Raw genomic sequence first — 17,120 nt, 5'->3', positions numbered from 1 at the left:
CAATGCATGAAGGTCACAGTGGCGATAGCCGTAGGCTATGAACGTGCAGCTACAGCAGCTTCGATACTTCGTGACCGTCGCCGAAGTACGACATTTCACCCGTGCGGCGGAGCAACTCGGTGTGAGCCAGCCGACACTCAGTAAACAAATTCACACCCTGGAGTCGGCTTTGGGTGCCCCGCTGTTCGACCGCTCCCGGGGCGGCGTGGCCCTCACGACCGCGGGCGAGACGCTGCTGCCGCTCGCGCGCCGGGTCGTCGCCGACGCCGACAGCGCCCGGGACGCCGTCCAGGAGGTGGTGGGCCTGCGGCGCGGACGGGTGCGGCTGGGCGCGACGCCGAGTCTGTGCACGTCATTGGTACCGCTGGTGCTGCGCGAGTTCCACGAGCGGTACCCGGACATCGAGCTGCACGTCGACGAGGGCGGCTCCCAGGACCTCGTCGCCGCGCTCGTCGCGCACGGCCTGGACCTCGCCCTGATCGTCGAGCCCGCGCGCGGCACCGACCCGGCCCTGTCGACCGTGCCGGTGCTGCGCGAGAGCCTCGTGGTCGCCTCGGTCGCACCCCTGTCCGCGCCCCGCATCGCGCTCGCCGAGCTGCGCGACACCCCGCTGGTCATGTTCCGCACGGGGTACGACCTGCGCGACACGACCCTGGAGGCGTGCCGGCGGGCGGGGTTCACGCCGCGCTACGCCGTGGAGGGCGGGGAGATGGACGCGGTGCTCGCCTTCGTCGAAGCCGGGCTGGGGGTGGCCCTGGTGCCGAGCATGGCGCTGGTGAACCGCCCGCTGCTGCACGCGGCGCCGCTGGTCGCGCCGGGCGTGCACCGGACGATCGCGCTGGCCCAGCGGCGCGGGTCGGTCCTGCCCCACGCGGCCCAGGCCCTGCGCACGACGCTGCTCGACCACGTGGCGAGCAGCCCCCTCCCCGTCGGCGTCCTCCCCCTCTAATATGGCCATGGGGCCACTCACTATGCCGTCATGAGCGACGAGATCGACGAGGTCACCGGCCTGAGCGTGGCCGAGATGGAGGCCGCGGCCGAGGATCTGTACGAGCACCGCGACCTGGCGGCCGGCGAGGAGGTCGCGAGCGAGCCCGCCCCGGAGATCCGCTCGGTAGTGTCGGTCCGGTTCAGCCGCGGCGAGCTCGACTCCATCGCCGCCGCGGCGGCCGCGGCCGGGCAGCCGCTCTCGACCTACATCCGCAACGCCGCCCTCGCGGCCGCGGTGCACATCGACCTCGAGGCCGCGCGCCGCGAGCTGCGCACCGCCCTGCGAGCCATGGGGGAGCTCGACCGGAACCTCGGATCCGCTGCCTGACACCCCCAACGCCGGGCGGGGGCGCCGTCGCGGCCGGTCGATCTTGTGGGGCGCAGGTCACGGTCCGGATCCGCGGTAGCGCGGGAATGCGGGCGACCGGCGATACTTGTCGATCGTGGAGACTGCACGCAGCAATCGCACACGAGCCTGGCTGGCCGCGCACGAGCTCGACACGGACGGTGATCCCAATGATGCCGCTCGTGATCTGATGCCGGAGATCCGCGGCGACGAGGCGCTCTCGAACGCCGAGAAGCTGGAGGTCGGCCTCGGGCTGCTCGAGATCCTCGACGCCTACTGGGTGACCGTCGAGCTGCGCTGGTTCGTCAACGCCGCCGATGACGAGGAGCTCTGGGCCACGCACTGGCAGGCGATCCGCGAGCACCTCGAGCAGCCGCGGCCCAGCGAGGCGGTGCTGTACTCGCTGTGGGTCGACTGGTTCGAGGACATCGAGACCGTCGAGCGCGCGTTCACCGAGGTGCTGGCCCGCGACGTGAACCGGCTCGGCGAGGACGACGAGGGGCTCCAGCGGCGCGCGGGCTCGGTGCTGAAGGTGAGCGGCCCGGTTCCGTGGAAGCTCAAGTATCCGGTCTACACCGCGGCCGCCGAGCACGAGCGGCTGCGGCGGGCGGTGTTCAGCGGCGTGCTGTACAGCTTCCATGACGTCTATGGCTCGCTGGAGATCGCGCCCGCGCTCGAGCTGCTCGAGCGGCTCGACCTGCCCGAGGACACCGAGCACCTGACCGAGCTGCGGGAGGAACTCGCCGCCGGGCACGCCAACCAGCACCACCGTGACTGAAAGTCCTCTCAGCCGCGTCCGGTAAGTTCCTCTCCGGCAAGTCGGGCGCGGCGAGGAGGAAACGGCGTTGCAGATCTGGGAAGCGATCGTGCTGGGCGTCGTGGAGGGCGTGACCGAGTTCCTCCCGGTGTCCTCGACCGGGCATCTGACCATCACCGAGAAGCTGATGGGCATCCCGATCGACGACAAGGGCGTCACGGCCTTCACCGCGGTCATCCAGGTCGGCGCGATCCTCGCGGCGGTCATCTACTTCCGCAAGGACATCATCCGGTTCATCACCGGGCTGTTCCGGGGCCTGTTCAACGCCGAGGCGCGGCAGCACGAGGACTGGCGGATGGCGATCAACGTCATCGTCGGCTCGATCCCGATCGTCATCGTCGGCCTGCTGTTCAAGGACTACATCGAGGGCGTCCTGCGCAGCATGTGGTTCGTGGCCGCGGGCCTGGTGGTGTGGAGCATCGTCATGACGCTCGGTGACCACCTGGGCAAGCAGAAGCGCGGCGAGGGCGACGTGGGCTGGAAGGACGCGCTCATCATCGGCCTCGCGCAGTGCATCGCGGTCGTCCCGGGCGTCTCGCGCTCCGGCGCCACGATCAGCGCGTCGCTGTTCCGCGGGCTCGACCGGGTGACCGCGACCCGCCTGTCGTTCTTCCTGGGCATCCCGGCGCTGGCCGGCGGCGGCCTGCTCGAGGCCGTCACGCGGGCCGACGAGATCGCCGCCACGGTCGGCTGGGTGCAGACCGGCGTCGGCACGGTGATCAGCTTCATCGTGGCCTACGTCAGCATCGCGTGGCTGCTCAAGTACGTCGCCGGGCACACCTTCGCCGCGTTCGTGTACTACCGCGTCGCCGTCGGCGGCATCCTCGTCGCCCTGCTGGCGACCGGCGCGATCACCGCCACCTGATCCCTTCGCACGCCACTTACCTACAGCCGTACCCCGCTGGGTACGGCTGTAGGTATGCGTAAGTGCCCGGCACTCGGCGCTGCGGGGCTGTCACACGGGCGCGGCGTGCGGGGATGCCGGCCACGCCATCTGACGCACGCCGGCCCCGGCCGCGCCCGCACCGCCGCGGTCGGTCACGCGGCTCGGCGCCGCGGCTTCACCAGGAGCTCCAGCAGCACGAGGGGGACGATTCCCGCGGGGTACCAGGCGATGTCGAGCCAGTCGAAGGCATCGCCGAAGATCAGACGCAGCAGGAGGCTGTACCGGCTCAGCTCGTGCGGGATGCCCGTGAGCTGGAACGTCTCGGCGGCCCAGCACCAGGCCAGTGCGTACGCACCGGCGGTCAGCGGGCTACAGCGCGGGGCGAGGAAGACTACGCCGGCGTAGACAGCCGATGCGTAGAGCGCCGTGCCGGTGTTCTGCTGCAGCGGGCCGTTGCTGAAGAGCGTGCCGCCGGCCAGTGCGCGGATGCCGAAGGCCACGCCGATCGCGAGGACGGCGGTCAGGACGGCGGCGATGCGAACGGCTCGGGTCGACTCCAGCACGCCGCGGATGCTATCCCGCGCGGCCAAGCCGCCGCCGTCCCGCAAGCGCCCGCGGCACGGCCGAGGCCCGCAGCACGGCCGAGGCCCGCGGCGGTGTCAGCAGGGGCGGTTGCCCGCGTTGGTGCTGCCCCAGATGCGGTACTCGCCGCCGGGCTGGGTGATCGAGTACGTCACGTCCCAGCGCGTGCAGGTCTCCGACTCGCGGCCCTTCGGGCCCTTGCCGGCCTGCTGCTGGCTGCGGAACGTGACATGGGCCTGCAGGAGGCCCTTGCCGGTCGGGTCCGAGCCGAGGCTGAGCAGCAGGATGTCGTCGTCGGTGCTCGTGGAGATACCGTCGGTGAAGCGCTTCACGGCGCCCGCGTCGCCCTGGTTGATCGAGCCGTTGGGGTCCATGACGGCGAGCGCGGCGCTCGCGTTGCGGGCGTTCACGGCGGCGAAGTACTTGTCGAAGGTCGCGGCCACGGCCGGTGCCTGCGCGGGATCGAGGCTCGGATCCAGTCGTACGGCGCCCACGCTCGCCGGCAGCGTCGGGCCGGCGGACGTGGGTGCGGCCGTGGGCGGCGCCGCCGTCGTGGGCGCGGCGGTGCGGGTCGCCGTCGGGGCGACCGGGTTCGCGGTGCTCGTCGGGCCCGTGGTCGGGCTCGCCTCGCCACCGCCGCCGGGCAGCCAGCGGTCGCGCAGGACGAACGCGACGGTACCGCCCGCCAGCAGCAGCACCACCGCCACGATCGCCGGGAAGATCCAGATCGGCCGGCTCCGGGGCGGCTCCCCGGCGGGCGGGGCGGCGGGGACCCACGGCGGCTGGGGCGGCGCGCTGGTGACCCACGGCACCGGCGTCTGCCCGAGCCCGGGCCCGGCGCCGGGCCAGTTCTGCGCGGCGAGATCGCCGGCCTCCACCGGCGTGCCGGCGGCTGGCCAGCTCGGCGCGGGCGGCCCCGAGGCCGGCGCGCCGGAGGCTGGCCAGTCCGGCGCGGGCAGACCAGGGGCCGGTGCGCCGGCGGGCGACCAGTCCGGCGCGGGGAGACCAGGGGCCGGCGTGCCGGCGGACGGCCAGCTCGGCGCGGGCGGCCCGGAGGCCGGCCCGCCCTCGGCACCGGGGTTCGGCGGCGCGCTCGCGGGCGACCACGACCCGAACGCGTCGGCCGGCGCGGATGCGGGCCAGGCGACGGGCGGGTCGGCGGGCAGCGTGCCGGGCGGCGGCCACGCCCCGAGCCCCTCAGCGGCCGGACCGGGCGCGCTCGGAGCCGGACCGGGCGCGCTCAAAGACGTGCCAGGCGCACTCGGAGCCAGGCCGGGCCCGCTCGGAGACAAGCCAGGCGCGCTCGGAGCAGGGCCGGGCGCGCTCGGAGACGGGCGCCGGGCACCGCACGACCCGCAGGCCGCAACGTCGCCACCGTTACTGGTGCCGCAGACCGCACACTGCCACATGGAGTCCGACCGAACCGTACGTCGCGGGCGGATGCCATCGGCGCATCGCCCGGCATCGTCCGCCGTTCGGGCCGGGCCGCTCGACAGTAGCGCCCCGGCGCACGCGGGGACGTCAGGCGGCGACGCGGTACGTGGCCGTGGCGGACTTCCGGCTCGTCCGGCCCACGAGCTGGACGACGACCGCGCCCGCCTTCGTGCCCGCCGGGGCCGCCGTCACGCTCGCCTCCGCCGCGCCGTCGGCGTCCGCGGTCAGGGTGGTGAGCAGCTTCGTGCCGGCCCGGGCCTCGATTTTCTCCCCCGCCGCGAAGCCGTTGGCGGTCAGCTTCACCGCGACTCCGGCCTTGCCCGAGCTCGGCTGGAGCTGCACCGTCGCGGGCGGCGTGGCCGGCGCCGAGGACGCCGCCGCCGGCGGGGCCGGTTCGCTCGCCGGTGCCGAGGTGCTCGGGCTCGGCCCGGCACCGAACAGCGACTCGGCCTTGGCCCGGCCGTCGTCGAGCAGGGCGCGGCCCCACGGGGTCAGGACCATGACGAGCGTCACGGGCAGCAGCGGCAGCGCCGCGAACCGCAGGCGCCGCAGCATCCCGCCCCGGCGGCGCGGCTCCACGGAGCGTGGCGGTTCCGGGGCCGGCTCGTCGTGCTCCGGCTCGTCGCGCGGCATGAGGGAGTCATCGCCGTAGATGGCCACGTTGCCCTGGATAGTCACGCCGGGCCCGATGATCACGGAAGGGCGCCGCGGGGCGGCGGCCGGCCCGGGCGGGACACTGGCGGGGGCCGGCGGGAACGCGCCAGCCGCGGCCACGGGCGGCATCGCGCCGGGGGCCGGCGGGAACGCGCCAGCCGCGGCCACGGGCGGCATCGCGCCGGGAGCCGGAGGGAACGTGCCGGCCGCAGCCACGGGCGGGACACTGGCAGGGGCCGCCGGGAACGAGCTGACCGCAGCCACGGGCGGGACACTGGCAGGGGCCACCGGGAACGAGCTGACCGCAGCCACGGGCGGGACGCTGACCGGAGCCACGGGCGGCATCGCGGTGGATGTCGAAGGACCTGCGCCGTAGACGGTGCCGGTCGACGTGCGGTCCGAGGGGACCGGCGGTGGCCCGGCCGGGGCGGGAGCGGTGCCGTTGGCCAGCAGGAGGGCGCCGAACGCCACCGGGAGCTCGGGTTGCTCGGGCACGACCGGGGCCAGCCCGAACCGCGCGTGCAGCCGGCTCGCCACCAGCGGCAGCCGGCTCGAGCCGCCCACCAGCACGATCGCCTCCAGCTGGGCCGGGGTGACGCCCGAGCGCTCCAGGACCCGCCGGGTCTCGTCGACGGCGCGGTCGACCAGCGGGCCGGCGACACGATCGAGCTCCTCGCGCGTGAGGTGGGTCGCGTGGTCGCCGCCGGGCACGTGGATCGGGGCCGACGCGGCGCGCGACAGCATCTCCTTGGCCTGGCGGACCTCGGACCAGAACGTGCGGCGGTCGCGCAGCTCGGCCGGCGTGCGCGGCGCGGCCAGGCGGCGCCACAGCTGCGGGTCGGCCGCGGCGACGAGGTGCCCGACGTGTCCGACCAGGGCGTCATCGACGTCGGTACCGCCCAGATCGGCCAGACCGCCCGTCGCCAGCACCCGCAGCGCCGGCGTCGCGCCCGTGGCCTGCACGACGGTCACGTCGAGCGTGCCGCCGCCGAAGTCGAAAACCACCGCGCAGCGCCCGGGCGCGAGGCGGCCGCCGAGGGCGCGGACGCAGTACGTCGCCGCCGACACCGGCTCGTCCAGCAGCGTGACGCGCCCGAGCCCGGCGCGGGCGGCCGCGTCGAGCAGCACCGACCGGCGCGTGTTGCCCCAGTCGACGGGGCAGGTCAGCACCGTGGAGCCGGTCACCGGCACCCCGGTCTGCGCGGCCTCGGTCGCGGCCCGGCGCAGCACCGCGGCGAGCAGTTCGGCAACGGGCAGCTCGCGGTCGCCGAGCAGGATGACGCCCTCGTCGACGCGGCCCTTCGGGTTCGGCTCGAAGCGCGCGGCGTCGGTCATCAGGTGCCGTTCGGCGTCGCGGCCGACCAGCAGCGCCCCCGACGCGTCGGCGAAGACGGCCGAGGGCAGCAGCGGGCTGCCGTCGAACAGCAGCGGCCGGGGCGTGCCGTCACCGCGGTCGACCACCGCGACGGTGTTGGACGTGCCGAGGTCCACCGCGAACCGGAAAGGCATCGCGGCATCCTATTCCAGCCGCTCAGCCGCGCGGCGCCCCCGGCCGTCCCACGTCCGGTAGCCGACTCCGCGCGTGACCGCTTCGCGGATTCCGCAGTCCGCGCGCATCCAGTACGGTGCCTGGGTGCACGACGGGGAGAACACCGAGCCGGCCGCCGTCACCGAGCCGGTGACCATGGTCCCGCAGCAACGCGGCCCGGAGATGTTCCTCCCGCCGGTGTCCGCCCCGCCCGTGTCAGCCCCGCCGCCGATGTACTGGCAGCCGCCCGGCTACCCTGCGACTCCCCCGCCGCCGCGCCGCCGGCGCTGGCCGCTGATCTCGGGCCTGGTCGTGGCGTCCGTGCTGGTGCTGGCGCTCGTGGTGTGGGTCGCCGCGCAGGGCCCGAGCGGCCAGACCGCCGCCGCCCCGCCGTCGGCCGTGGCGAGCGCGTCGGCCTCGGCGGGGCCGGTCGCGGCGACCACCGGTACCGGCGAACCCACCGTGGCCGACAAGATCCGCACCGCGCTCGACAAGCAGGCGAAGGCGCTGCTCGCCGGGGACCAGGACGGCTACCTGGAGGGCGTGGCGGCCGGGCTCAAGGACGGCTACCGGCGCCGGTTCGGCTCGCTGCGGTCACTGGGTGTGAAGGCCTGGACGCCGAACCTGATCGACAAGCCGAGCCAGAGCTCCGACGGCAGCGGTAGCTGGGACGTCATCGTCCAGTACGACTACTGCCTCGGCGAGGGCTGCAAGCCCGAGTCCCGCCAGTTCGTGCAGACCTCCTGGGCGATCTCCGGCGGCGAGGCCACGGTCACCAAGTACGCGCAGGCGACCGACCCCTGGGACGCCTCCGACCTGAAGGCGGTCACCGGGCACCGGGTCATCGTGGCCGGCTCGGGCGCCACCGCGAACAAGCTCCAGCAGGTGCTCAGCGCCGCCGACGCCGCGGCCGAGGTCGCGGACCGCTACGCGCACTGGGGCCCGGCGCCGAAGTGGTACATCGTGTACGTCGCCTCGCCGAGCGAGTGGAAGACGTGGTTCGACAACACCGACCTCGGCCCCTACTACGACGGCTACTCGATGGGCGCCCAGGGCGTCGTGATCCCGGTCGACGACCTGGGCCGGCCCTACCTGCAGATCGTGCTGACCCACGAGTTCGGGCACGTGGTGACCATCGGCGACAACTACCCCACGGCCGAGCAGTGGTGGCTGCAGGAGGGCATCGCCGAGTACATCGCGGACCGCAACGGCGAGGCGACGCGCAGCCGCCTGCCGTCCATCCACAAGTTCGTGAAGCAGGGCTGGGACGGCCAGATCGCGATGGGCCCGCCGCCGGAGCGCGCCGGCGGGGTGGAGATCGACGCGCGGTACGGCATCGCCCTGCTGGGCATCTCCTGCCTCGCGAAGCGGTTCGGCGAGGCGAAGATGCTGGACTTCTGGGGCGACGTCGTGCGCGAGAAGCAGTCCCTGGAGTCGGCGTCGTCCGCCCGGTTCGCCACCGCGTGGGCCGGCGTGGCCTCGGCCTGCGCCGGCGAGGTCCGCAAGGCCTGAGGCGCGGCGGGCCTCAGCGGGCGTCGACCTCGCCGAGGACCGGCTTCACGTCCAGGATCGGGGTGCCGTGGATCGCCTCCAGGCCCGAGACCCGCACGCGCAGGCCGTCGACCGCGAGGATCTCGGCGCCGTGCAGGCCGATCGGGTTGGGCCGGTCCGGTGCGCGGGTGCTGAACACGCCGGTGCGCGGGCGGTCGCGCTCGCCGCGCGGGTGCACCGCCAGCACGTCCCGGTCGGCGCGGTGCAGCCAGGTGAGCAGCAGCACCCGGTCGCCGGGGCGCAGGTCGGCCAGGGCCGGGGCGACCCGCTCGTCGAACACGAGCCACGCCTGCGGGGCGCCCTCGTCGCCCTGCCGCGGCGCGTCCGCGCGCTCGGTGAGGGGCGACTCGACGCGCCCGACCGGCCGGACCACGAACCCGTCATGCTCCACGCCTTCGACCCTACACACGGGTCAGTCCACCGTGGGCGACACGCGGTTGCCGCGCTTGAGCTCGTAGAAGCCCGGCGTGTGCACCATCAGCAGCAGGCCGTCGAAGAGCCGGCCGGCCGCCTCGCCGCGCGGGACCGGCGTCACCACCGGGCCGAAGAACGCCGACGAGCCGATGTGCAGCGCGCGCGGGGCTCGACCCGGTCGGCGAGGACCTCGGCACCCCGGCGGCCAGCGCGAGGTGTTCCACGCCCAGGGGCACTTCGGGTCGAACCACATGTCCACGACAGTCACACCGGCGATTCAAGCAGGCCCTCTTGGACCGAAGAAGCGCCAATTCGGTGCCGTTCCCACTGGGCCAAGTCCGTGACTCAGCTGGTGTACTGGAACGCCTGCACGTCGAAGGTCCCGTTGAGGTTCTTCGAGCCGTTGTAGCCGCCGACGGTGTAGATGACGCCGTCGGAGACCGCGACCGCCTGGCCGGCCCGCGGCAGCTCCTGCTTCGGCAGCCTCGCCGTCTGCGTGCCGTCCTGGCACCACCAGTCGTAGGCGTTCGCGCCGTTGTTGCCGCCGAGCACGCACAGGCCGATCCCCTTGATGTTCATGGCCGCGGCCCCCTCGCGCGGCCCGTCGAGCTTCAGGTGCTCGCCGGTCATCTGCCGGTTGAGCATGATGTCGACGGAGTCGAGCGTGGCGTTGTCCGGCTTCTGCCGCCGCCCGCCGATGAACCAGACGCGCCCGGCCCGGTCGGTGGTCGCGGCGAGCTTCTCGCGCTTCTCGGAGAGCTGCCCGGTCGTCGTCCAGCCGCTGGTGCCCAGGGCCCAGACGGTGTCGGTGGCGAAGCCGTCGGAGCCGGTGCCGCCCGCGAAGACGATGCCGTCGCTGTCGTAGACCGCGGTGCCGGAGTTGCGCTTGGCCGGCAGCTTCGGCCCCTCCTCCCACGCGTCGGCGCCGAGCTTGAGCTGCCAGACCTGGTCGGTGGCGCCGTCGCTGGCGAGCCCGCCCAGGACCCAGATGCTCTTCCCGCCGTCGAGGACCACGGACATGTGGCTCAGCGGACGGGGCAGCTTCGGGCCCTTGAGCCAGCTGTCGCGGTCGAGGTCGTAGATGTAGACGTCGCTGGTCTGGCCGCGCGGCTCCTCGGCCGTGTAGCCGCCGATGACGTACAGCTGGCGATTGACGACCGCCGCCCCGGCGCCCTCGATGCCGATCTTCGAGGGGATCTCGCTGAGCTTCTCCCACTTGCCGATCGTGGTGGTGGTCGGCGTCGTGTCCGTCTTGTTCAGGGCCTTGTAGGCGAAGAAGCCGCCCGCGGCGAGCAGGACCACCGCCGCGACACCGGCGATGAGGGCCGCCCGCCCGCGACCGCCCGGGGGCGGAGGCGGCGGCGGACCGTCCATGGTGGGCGGCTTCGGGATCGGCGTGCCCACCGGCGGGGACACCGGGATCGCGGAGATCGGGGAGATCCGGGAGATCGGCGGGGCCGACATGGGCACGCCGGACACCGGGATCACCATGTTCTCGGTGCCGTAGACCGTTCCGGAGGGTGGCGCGCTCACCGGGACGGACGCGGTGGCCTTGACCGCCGAAGCCGCGGCCAGCTCCGAGGGGTGGACGACCGCGCCCTCCGCCACCGGCAGCTCCGGCTGCTCCAGCACGGTCGGCACGACGCCGAGCTCGCGGTGCAACATGCGGGCCACGAGCGGGACGCGGGACGAGCCGCCGACGAGCAGGATGCCGGCGAGCTTGTTCGGCTCCAGGCCGCAGTCGCGCACGACGCGGGCGGTCTCGGCGACGGTGCGCGCGATCATCGGCCCGATCTTCTGCTCGAGCTCGTCGCGGGTCAGGTGCAGGGCCGACTCGACGCCGGGGACGCTGACCGGCGCGACGGTGGTGCGCGAGAGCATCTCCTTCGCGCCGCGGACGTCCTCCCAGAAGAGGCGGCGGTCGCGGCGGTCCTGGGCGGTGCGCGGGTCCTGCAGGCGGCGCCACACGTCCGGCTGGGAGGCCTGCAGCACCTCGCCGAGGCGTTCGACGAGCGCGGCGTCGAGGTCGAGGCCACCGACGTCCTCGAGGCCGCCGGAGCCGATGACGGTGAAGCCCTGCGGGTCGTTGCGCACCACCGCGATGTCGATGGTGCCGCCGCCGAAGTCGTAGACGACGAGCGCCTCGCCGCGGGGCAGCGGGTGGTTGAGGGCGCTGATGAAGTACCGTGCCGCCGCCACCGGCTCGGGCAGCATGCTGACGTCGGTGAACCCCGCGGCGAGCGCGGCGTCGTGCAGCGCCTTGCGCCGGGTCTGGCCCCAGGAGGCGGGGTAGGTGAGCACGACGGGCGGCGCGTAGCGGGTGACCTCGGCGACCCCGGCGGCGACGGCCCGCAGCACCGCGCCGAGCAGGTGCACGGTCGGGATCTCGGCGCTGCCGAGCAGCACGGAGGGCTCGTCGATGCGCCGCTTCGGGTTCGGCTCGTAGCGGGCCGGGTCGAGCTGGGCGAGGCGCTGGGCGTCGCGGCCGACGGCGAGCTGCCCGTGGTCGGTGAGGAAGAGCGACGAGGGCATGAGCGGGGCGCCGTCGAACAGCACCGGGCGGCGCCGCCCGTCGGGCGAGCGGATCACCGCGACGGTGTTCGATGTGCCGAGGTCGATGCCGACGACGTACCCGCCGGGCGTGGGGCTCACCACGACGCTGCTCCTCTAGTTGGCTCGGGTCAGGCGGCGCGGGACCATGTCGGGGTCCCAGGTCGCGCCGTAGTAGGGCCGGGCGATGCCCTGGGCGAACGCGGCCGAGGCGGCGGGCGTGGCGGCGATGCGCCAGTCGGTCTCCTTGACCGACTCGTACCAGAGGAAGCCGATGATCTCCGGGTGCTGCGGCAGCGTCTGCAGCAGGTCGGTGATCCAGTCGGCCTTGCGCCCCTGCTTGTCGGTGGCGGCCGTCTCGGTGACCACGATCGGGCGCCGGCTCAGCCGCTTGAGCCCGTTGAGCGTCGGCCGGTAGATCTGGTCGAAGGTCTGGTACGTCTCCATGCCCGCGGTGCCGTAGTAGCCCGACAAACCCACCCAGTCCACGTACTCGTCGCCCGGGTACAGCTGGGTCAGCGGGGTGGCGTTCTCGTAGACGACGTTCGGGCTCCAGACCCAGATGACGTTGCGGGCGCCGAGGCGATCGAAAGGTCGTGCACGTGGCGCCAGGCGGCCACGTAGTCGCCCTTCCGGTTGCCGTTGGCGGACTCGCCCCACGGGTACCAGTAGCCGTTCATCTCGTGCGCGAAGCGGATCGCCACCGGATAGCCCAGCGCCTTGATGCCCTGCGCCCACTCGGTGAGGTAGCCGTCGAAGTCCCCGCCGCTGATCCTCGCCAGCCGGTACTGCGGCTGCGTCCCCCGGTCCCGGTCGGTCTTGGACTCGGCGCGGTAGTCCCACGGCTCCCAGCCGAGCATCGGCAGCATCCCGCGGTTCACGATCCGGTCGAAGGGCTGGCGGTCGAAGTGCTTCTCCGCGCCCCAGCCCGACGCGAACATCATGACCTGCGGGCTCTTGCCGGCCGCCCGCACGAAGCCGTCGTAGTCGGTGAGGTCGCCGGGCCCCTTCTCGGTGAACACGCCGAAGAACGCGGTGCCGGCCTGCGGGAAGGTCTGCCGGCTCTTGTTCGGCGCGCTCGGCACCGGGCTGAAGCTCGGCACCGGCTCCGCGACCTGCTCCTGCCAGCTCGCCGTGGTGCGCGTGTTCGCCTCGACCCGCGGGGCGACGACGAAGACGTAGCCGCCGATGAGCACGAGGGCGGCGAGCATGACGCGCGGCAGCGTGATCACGCGGCGCTCCCCTGCGGCACGGCCGGGTTCGGCAGCGGGAAGCCGGCGTGGGGCACGGCCGGGAACCCGCGCACGGTCGGCAGTTCGTCGACGGCGGTCGCGCTGGCCGCCGTGGCGCGGACGGTGACGACGAGCCCTGCGGTCACCGGATCCTCCTCGGGCACCTCGACGCCGCGGTCGCGCAGATAGGCCACCCACGCGATCAGGGGCGGGACGACCCCGACGACCACACTGACGGAGGCCCAGAAACGCAGGGCGATGGAGTCGTACCCCATGAGCCCGCTCGTCGCCAGCAGCGCGACGCCGATCAGGGCCCAGACCGCGTGCGTCCGGAACGTCCTGGGCCCGTCGGCGCTGCGCAGCCGCCCCTTCGCCGTCACCGCGTAGGCGAGCGGCCGCCGGGCGAGCGCGGCGAGCCCGGCCGCGGCGTAGACGGGCACCGCGAAGAGCGCGAGCGCCATGCCGTGCACGCCGATCTCCCTACGCTCGTGCCGGGCCAGGTTGAACCGGCGCAGCCACAGCCACAGCACCGCCCAGCTGCCCATGCTGGCCGACCAGAGCCCGAGCCACCACTGCCACTCGATCGTCGCCGCGTTGATGCCCAGCCCGAGGTACGTGCCGGTGGCCACGATCCCGGAGACCGCGGACAGCGCGACGCTCGGGTAGTAGGACTGCACCAGGCCGTAGCACAGGCGCTGCCCGGCCCCGAGGTTCTTCAGGTGCGGCCGGGAGCGGCACAGGAGGATCTCCCACACGCCGTACGCCCACCGCTTCTGCTGGTTGAAGTAGTCGGTCCAGCTCGTCGGGCCCTCGCCGACCGCGACGACGTCGGGGGTGTAGACGCCCTTCCAGCGCCGGTCCGTGAGCGGGTTGCGGGCGCCCATCACGACCATGCTCGTCAGGTGGTCCTCGATGATCGAGTCCTGGTAGCCGTCGATCAGCCCCCACGCCAGCGGCCGGTACAGGTGGTTGGTGCCGATGAGCAGCGGGGCGTCGAGGCCGTTGCCGCCGCGCTCGATGAGGCCGGAGAAGAGGTACTGCTGCACCGACGCGCCGTGCACGACCCAGTTGTCGTACATGTTGCCGTACACCTGCGGCGCCACGACGAAGGCGACGTCGGGATCGCGGAAGTAGCCCAGCGTGCGCTCCAGGAAGCTGGGCAGCGGCACGTGATCGGGGTCCATCTGCGCGACGACGTCGTAGAGGTGCTCGTGCGTGGCCCGCCAGGCGTTGTGGTTGCCGGCCTTGGTCTTGGCCCGGAACGCGCCGTGGTCCTGGTTGAACTCGGGCCGGCCCTTGCGGCTGAAGTGGTGCACGCCGAGCCGCTTGGCCATCGCCTTCACGCGGGGGTCGTCGCCCTCGTCGAGAATCCAGATGTCGACCTGCCCGTCGTAGCGCACCTGCTGCATGGCCCGCAGCGACCGCACGACGACGTCAATGGGCTCCTTGGCCGGCACGATCGTGGTGAGCATGGCGATGCGCAGGCCGCGCTCGGGCACCATCGGCACCGGGTCCCTGGCCTTGCAGGCGAACACCCACACCGCGAAGTTCTGCAGCATCCGTACGGCCTCGACCAGCACGACAAAACAGAACGCAACCCGCGCGACGATGACGTGCCAGTCCTGGCCGACGCCGGGAATGTGCTCGGGCAGCAGCAGCCAGCCGACGAAGACGAACCCCGTCAGGAAATTCAGCGCGATCAGCAGCGACAGCACGACCCGCCGCCCCACCCCGCCCACGTACCGGTAGACCACCGGGTGCTGCGCCCGCCCCGGCGTGGTCAGCGGCCCGGCGAGCTCGTTACAGTCCTCGTAGGCGCGGTGCGTCTCGGCGAGCTTCGCCTGCCGCCGCTTCAGACGCCGCTCAAGACGGCCCGGCTTCTCGGCCTCGGCCGCGGAAGTCGCCGATGGGGGCACGACGGTGTCCAGCAACGACCCAGCCTCCGATCTTGGATGCTCGCCGCCCTTACGGCAATGCCGATGGTAGGCACAGAATGCGATCACGAGGACCACCCGAACGGCCGGTCATCGATCCTTTATCCGAGATCGTTTCCGCAGGTGAGAGCCGTCTCGCACCACTTCCCAACCCCGCCCGCCACTCGCCGATGTAACGGATCCGACAGGCTGTTTCCGGGTCTCTTTCTTGTACGAATCCATTGACGGCAGAAATACACCGGAATTTGTCGAATAGCCGACATCGAGCAACAGTTGTGGATCAGTATCAGCCCCATTTCCCGATGACGGCCGCCTTTCTCTCTCAGCCTCGGCAGCCACCGCCACGCGGTCTCAGCGGATATCCCAGATCCGTGGCTGTGGTTCCACGACTGCCGGGTGCACGCGAGCGGGATGGCCGACGGGCCGACCCATTCACACGAGACGGGCGCACGGGCCGACGCAACCCCGCCGCGAGCCCAGGTCTGAGCACCGCAGACCGCCCGGAGCCTGTGTCATCGCTCGTGTTATCTCGCAGCGGGAACACCGCATCGACCGATAGGGATTCCTCAGAGCACTGCAGCCTCGACCCGATTCACACCGCGTCGCGGTCTGACGAGTTCCACACGAGCCGGACTCCCCCACGCCACGGCCCGGCGCCACACGCCCGCCCCGACGCTGTGCCGGCCCCCGCTCGCAGCCCAGTCCGAAGCAGCACGCCCTCACACGATCCGGCCCGGCTCTGTTCCGTCCGGTCCCACCACAGCGGCCCGACCCGGCGCGGTCCCGGCGCGCGGCTCAGTCTCATCCGGCGCAGCCCGGCGCACGGCTCGTCCGCGGGTCTGACGCGGCGCGGCTGGTTTCTCAAGCGCGGTGCGGCTACGCGTGGCCCGGACACGACCGTGGCCCCGAGGCGCGGTCGCACCGCGATGGCCGCTCCGGCCGGGTCGAGGCCCCCTGACCGGCCGGTCTCAGGCCGCCGCGCGTTGCCAGTTCAGCGTCGCCGCCTCGGCCTGCGGCTCTGCCGGCGTTGCGGACGGGTCGCGGCGGGTGCGAGCGAGGCGGGGTTCGGCGAGGAGGAGCGCCACGGCGACGACGGTGATGAGCGCGCCGGCCAGGGCGACGGACCGGACACCGGCGTGGTCGATGATCACGCCGCCGACGAACGAGCCGGTGGCGATGCCGACGTTGAACGCCGAGCTGCCGCCGGCCGAGGCGAGGTCGGTGCTGCCCGGGGCGACCAGGAGGATGCGGTTCTGCACGGCCGCGGCCATCGCACTGTACGCGAAGCCGTTCAGAGCCAGGGCCACGATCGCGGCCGCCTTCATCGTGCCGAGCGCGTAGAGCACGACCAGTGCCAGGCAGATGAGGGCCATCGGGACGACGAGCGCGAACCACGGGTACCGATCGAGAAATCGCCCCACCACCAGAGTGCCCAGGAATCCGGCGGAGCCCGTCACCAGCAGCAGCGGGCCGAGGGTCGCGGCGGCGAATCCGGTGACGTCGAGCAGGAACGGCGTCACGTAGGTCTGGGCGGTCAGCGCGCCGGTCACCACGATGGCGGTGCACAGCACCAGCAGCACATAGCGCCGGAGCGAGGGGTTCACGCCTCGCGATGCCGAGTCGGCCTCGGGCGGGGCGGACGGTACGAGTGCCACCACCACGGCACAGGTCGCGACTCCGACGACGGCCATGACGAGGAACGCGACGCGCCAGCCCGCCTGCTGCCCGAGCCAGGTGCCGAGCGGCACGCCGAGCACCGGGGCCAGGGCGGCACCGATGGACATGCGGGCCACGGTGCGGCCGCGCTGCGACGGCGGGAAGAGACTCGTCGCGGTCGAGGCGACGATGGACCAGAACAGCGCCTGGCTGAGCCCGACGATGAGCCGCGCGCCGAGCAGCACCTCGTAGCCGGGCGCGATCGCGGTGACCACTGTCGCGGCGGAGAACACGCCGAGCGTGGTGCCGAGCAGGAGCCGTTTCGGGATGCGTCGCGTGAGGTGCGCGAGCGGGAACGACATGAGCACGACCACGACCGCGTAGCCCGTCATCAGCAACCCGACCTGCGACCTCGAACGATGCAGATCGTCGGCCATGAGCGTCAGCAGCCCGACGGGCAGGATCTCGGTGGTGACGAAGGTGAAGGTCGAGATGGATAGTGCGGCCAGTGCGAGGTTTGCGCGTCGGTGTTCGAGCATCAGCACT

Annotated in this window: 15 protein-coding genes; 5 read left to right on the top strand and 10 right to left on the bottom strand. The window is 73.0% G+C overall.

Going from position 1 to position 17,120, the window contains the following annotated elements:
- Nucleotides 1-37 precede the first annotated feature (37 nt).
- From ABT369_RS01025 to ABT369_RS01010, 4 genes are all read left to right on the top strand, one after another.
- The gene (locus ABT369_RS01025) at nt 38-949 is read left to right on the top strand and encodes a LysR family transcriptional regulator (RefSeq protein ID WP_350609276.1); all 912 of its coding nucleotides are present in this window, start codon (nt 38-40) and stop codon (nt 947-949) included.
- Nucleotides 950-979: 30 nt separating this feature from the next.
- A complete protein-coding gene (locus ABT369_RS01020) occupies nt 980-1,318 on the top strand; it encodes a plasmid mobilization protein (RefSeq protein WP_350609274.1) in 339 nt (112 codons plus the stop codon).
- 115 nt (nt 1,319-1,433) lie between these two features.
- A complete protein-coding gene (locus tag ABT369_RS01015; protein ID WP_350609272.1) occupies nt 1,434-2,114 on the top strand; it encodes a hypothetical protein in 681 nt (226 codons plus the stop codon).
- Between the two features lie 67 nt (nt 2,115-2,181).
- Complete coding sequence (locus tag ABT369_RS01010; RefSeq protein WP_350609270.1) at nt 2,182-3,018, top strand: undecaprenyl-diphosphate phosphatase; 837 nt, start codon at nt 2,182-2,184, stop codon at nt 3,016-3,018.
- A gap of 173 nt (nt 3,019-3,191) precedes the next feature.
- On the opposite strand, the gene ABT369_RS01005 is transcribed toward ABT369_RS01010, so the two are convergent.
- The 3 genes from ABT369_RS01005 to ABT369_RS00995 all read right to left on the bottom strand — a co-directional run bounded on the left by ABT369_RS01005 (nt 3,192) and on the right by ABT369_RS00995 (nt 7,218).
- Nucleotides 3,192-3,602: a DUF2809 domain-containing protein gene (locus ABT369_RS01005; RefSeq protein WP_350609268.1), complete on the bottom strand. Its 411-nt coding sequence runs from the start codon at nt 3,600-3,602 to the stop codon at nt 3,192-3,194.
- Nucleotides 3,603-3,698: 96 nt separating this feature from the next.
- Nucleotides 3,699-4,865 (bottom strand): hypothetical protein, encoded by a 1,167-nt coding sequence (locus ABT369_RS01000; RefSeq protein WP_350609266.1) that lies wholly within the window; start codon nt 4,863-4,865, stop codon nt 3,699-3,701.
- A gap of 277 nt (nt 4,866-5,142) precedes the next feature.
- The gene (locus ABT369_RS00995; protein ID WP_350609264.1) at nt 5,143-7,218 is read right to left on the bottom strand and encodes an Hsp70 family protein; all 2,076 of its coding nucleotides are present in this window, start codon (nt 7,216-7,218) and stop codon (nt 5,143-5,145) included.
- A gap of 73 nt (nt 7,219-7,291) precedes the next feature.
- Between ABT369_RS00995 and ABT369_RS00990 the strand changes: the two genes are divergently transcribed.
- Nucleotides 7,292-8,749, top strand: coding sequence for a hypothetical protein (locus ABT369_RS00990; protein ID WP_350609262.1), 1,458 nt, complete (start codon nt 7,292-7,294; stop codon nt 8,747-8,749).
- A gap of 13 nt (nt 8,750-8,762) precedes the next feature.
- Here ABT369_RS00990 and tsaA read toward each other — a convergent pair whose 3' ends face one another.
- The 7 genes from tsaA to ABT369_RS00955 form a co-directional block, all read right to left on the bottom strand.
- Nucleotides 8,763-9,179 (bottom strand): tRNA (N6-threonylcarbamoyladenosine(37)-N6)-methyltransferase TrmO, encoded by a 417-nt coding sequence (tsaA, locus tag ABT369_RS00985; RefSeq protein ID WP_350609260.1) that lies wholly within the window; start codon nt 9,177-9,179, stop codon nt 8,763-8,765.
- A 21-nt stretch (nt 9,180-9,200) separates the two neighbouring features.
- A complete protein-coding gene (locus ABT369_RS57890; protein ID WP_502891679.1) occupies nt 9,201-9,470 on the bottom strand; it encodes a mycothiol-dependent nitroreductase Rv2466c family protein in 270 nt (89 codons plus the stop codon).
- Between the two features lie 77 nt (nt 9,471-9,547).
- Nucleotides 9,548-11,857, bottom strand: coding sequence for an Hsp70 family protein (locus ABT369_RS00975; protein WP_350609258.1), 2,310 nt, complete (start codon nt 11,855-11,857; stop codon nt 9,548-9,550).
- A 12-nt stretch (nt 11,858-11,869) separates the two neighbouring features.
- Nucleotides 11,870-12,316 carry a glycosyl hydrolase gene (locus ABT369_RS00970; protein WP_350609864.1) on the bottom strand — a complete coding sequence of 149 codons (447 nt, stop codon included), beginning with the start codon at nt 12,314-12,316 and terminating at the stop codon, nt 11,870-11,872.
- Entirely contained in the window at nt 12,268-12,984 is a 717-nt protein-coding gene (locus ABT369_RS00965) for a glycosyl hydrolase (protein ID WP_350609256.1), read from the bottom strand. Before ABT369_RS00965 ends, ABT369_RS00970 begins: the two co-directional genes overlap by 49 nt.
- Entirely contained in the window at nt 12,981-14,915 is a 1,935-nt protein-coding gene (locus ABT369_RS00960) for a glycosyltransferase family 2 protein (protein ID WP_350609254.1), read from the bottom strand. Before ABT369_RS00960 ends, ABT369_RS00965 begins: the two co-directional genes overlap by 4 nt.
- Nucleotides 14,916-15,886: 971 nt before the next feature.
- Nucleotides 15,887-17,113 (bottom strand): MFS transporter, encoded by a 1,227-nt coding sequence (locus ABT369_RS00955; protein ID WP_350609252.1) that lies wholly within the window; start codon nt 17,111-17,113, stop codon nt 15,887-15,889.
- Nucleotides 17,114-17,120: the final 7 nt, after the last annotated feature.

Origin of the sequence: Dactylosporangium sp. NPDC000244, assembly GCF_040300725.1 — a bacterium.
Lineage (GTDB): Bacteria > Actinomycetota > Actinomycetes > Mycobacteriales > Micromonosporaceae > Dactylosporangium.
This window is presented reverse-complemented; position numbering and strand designations above follow the sequence as displayed.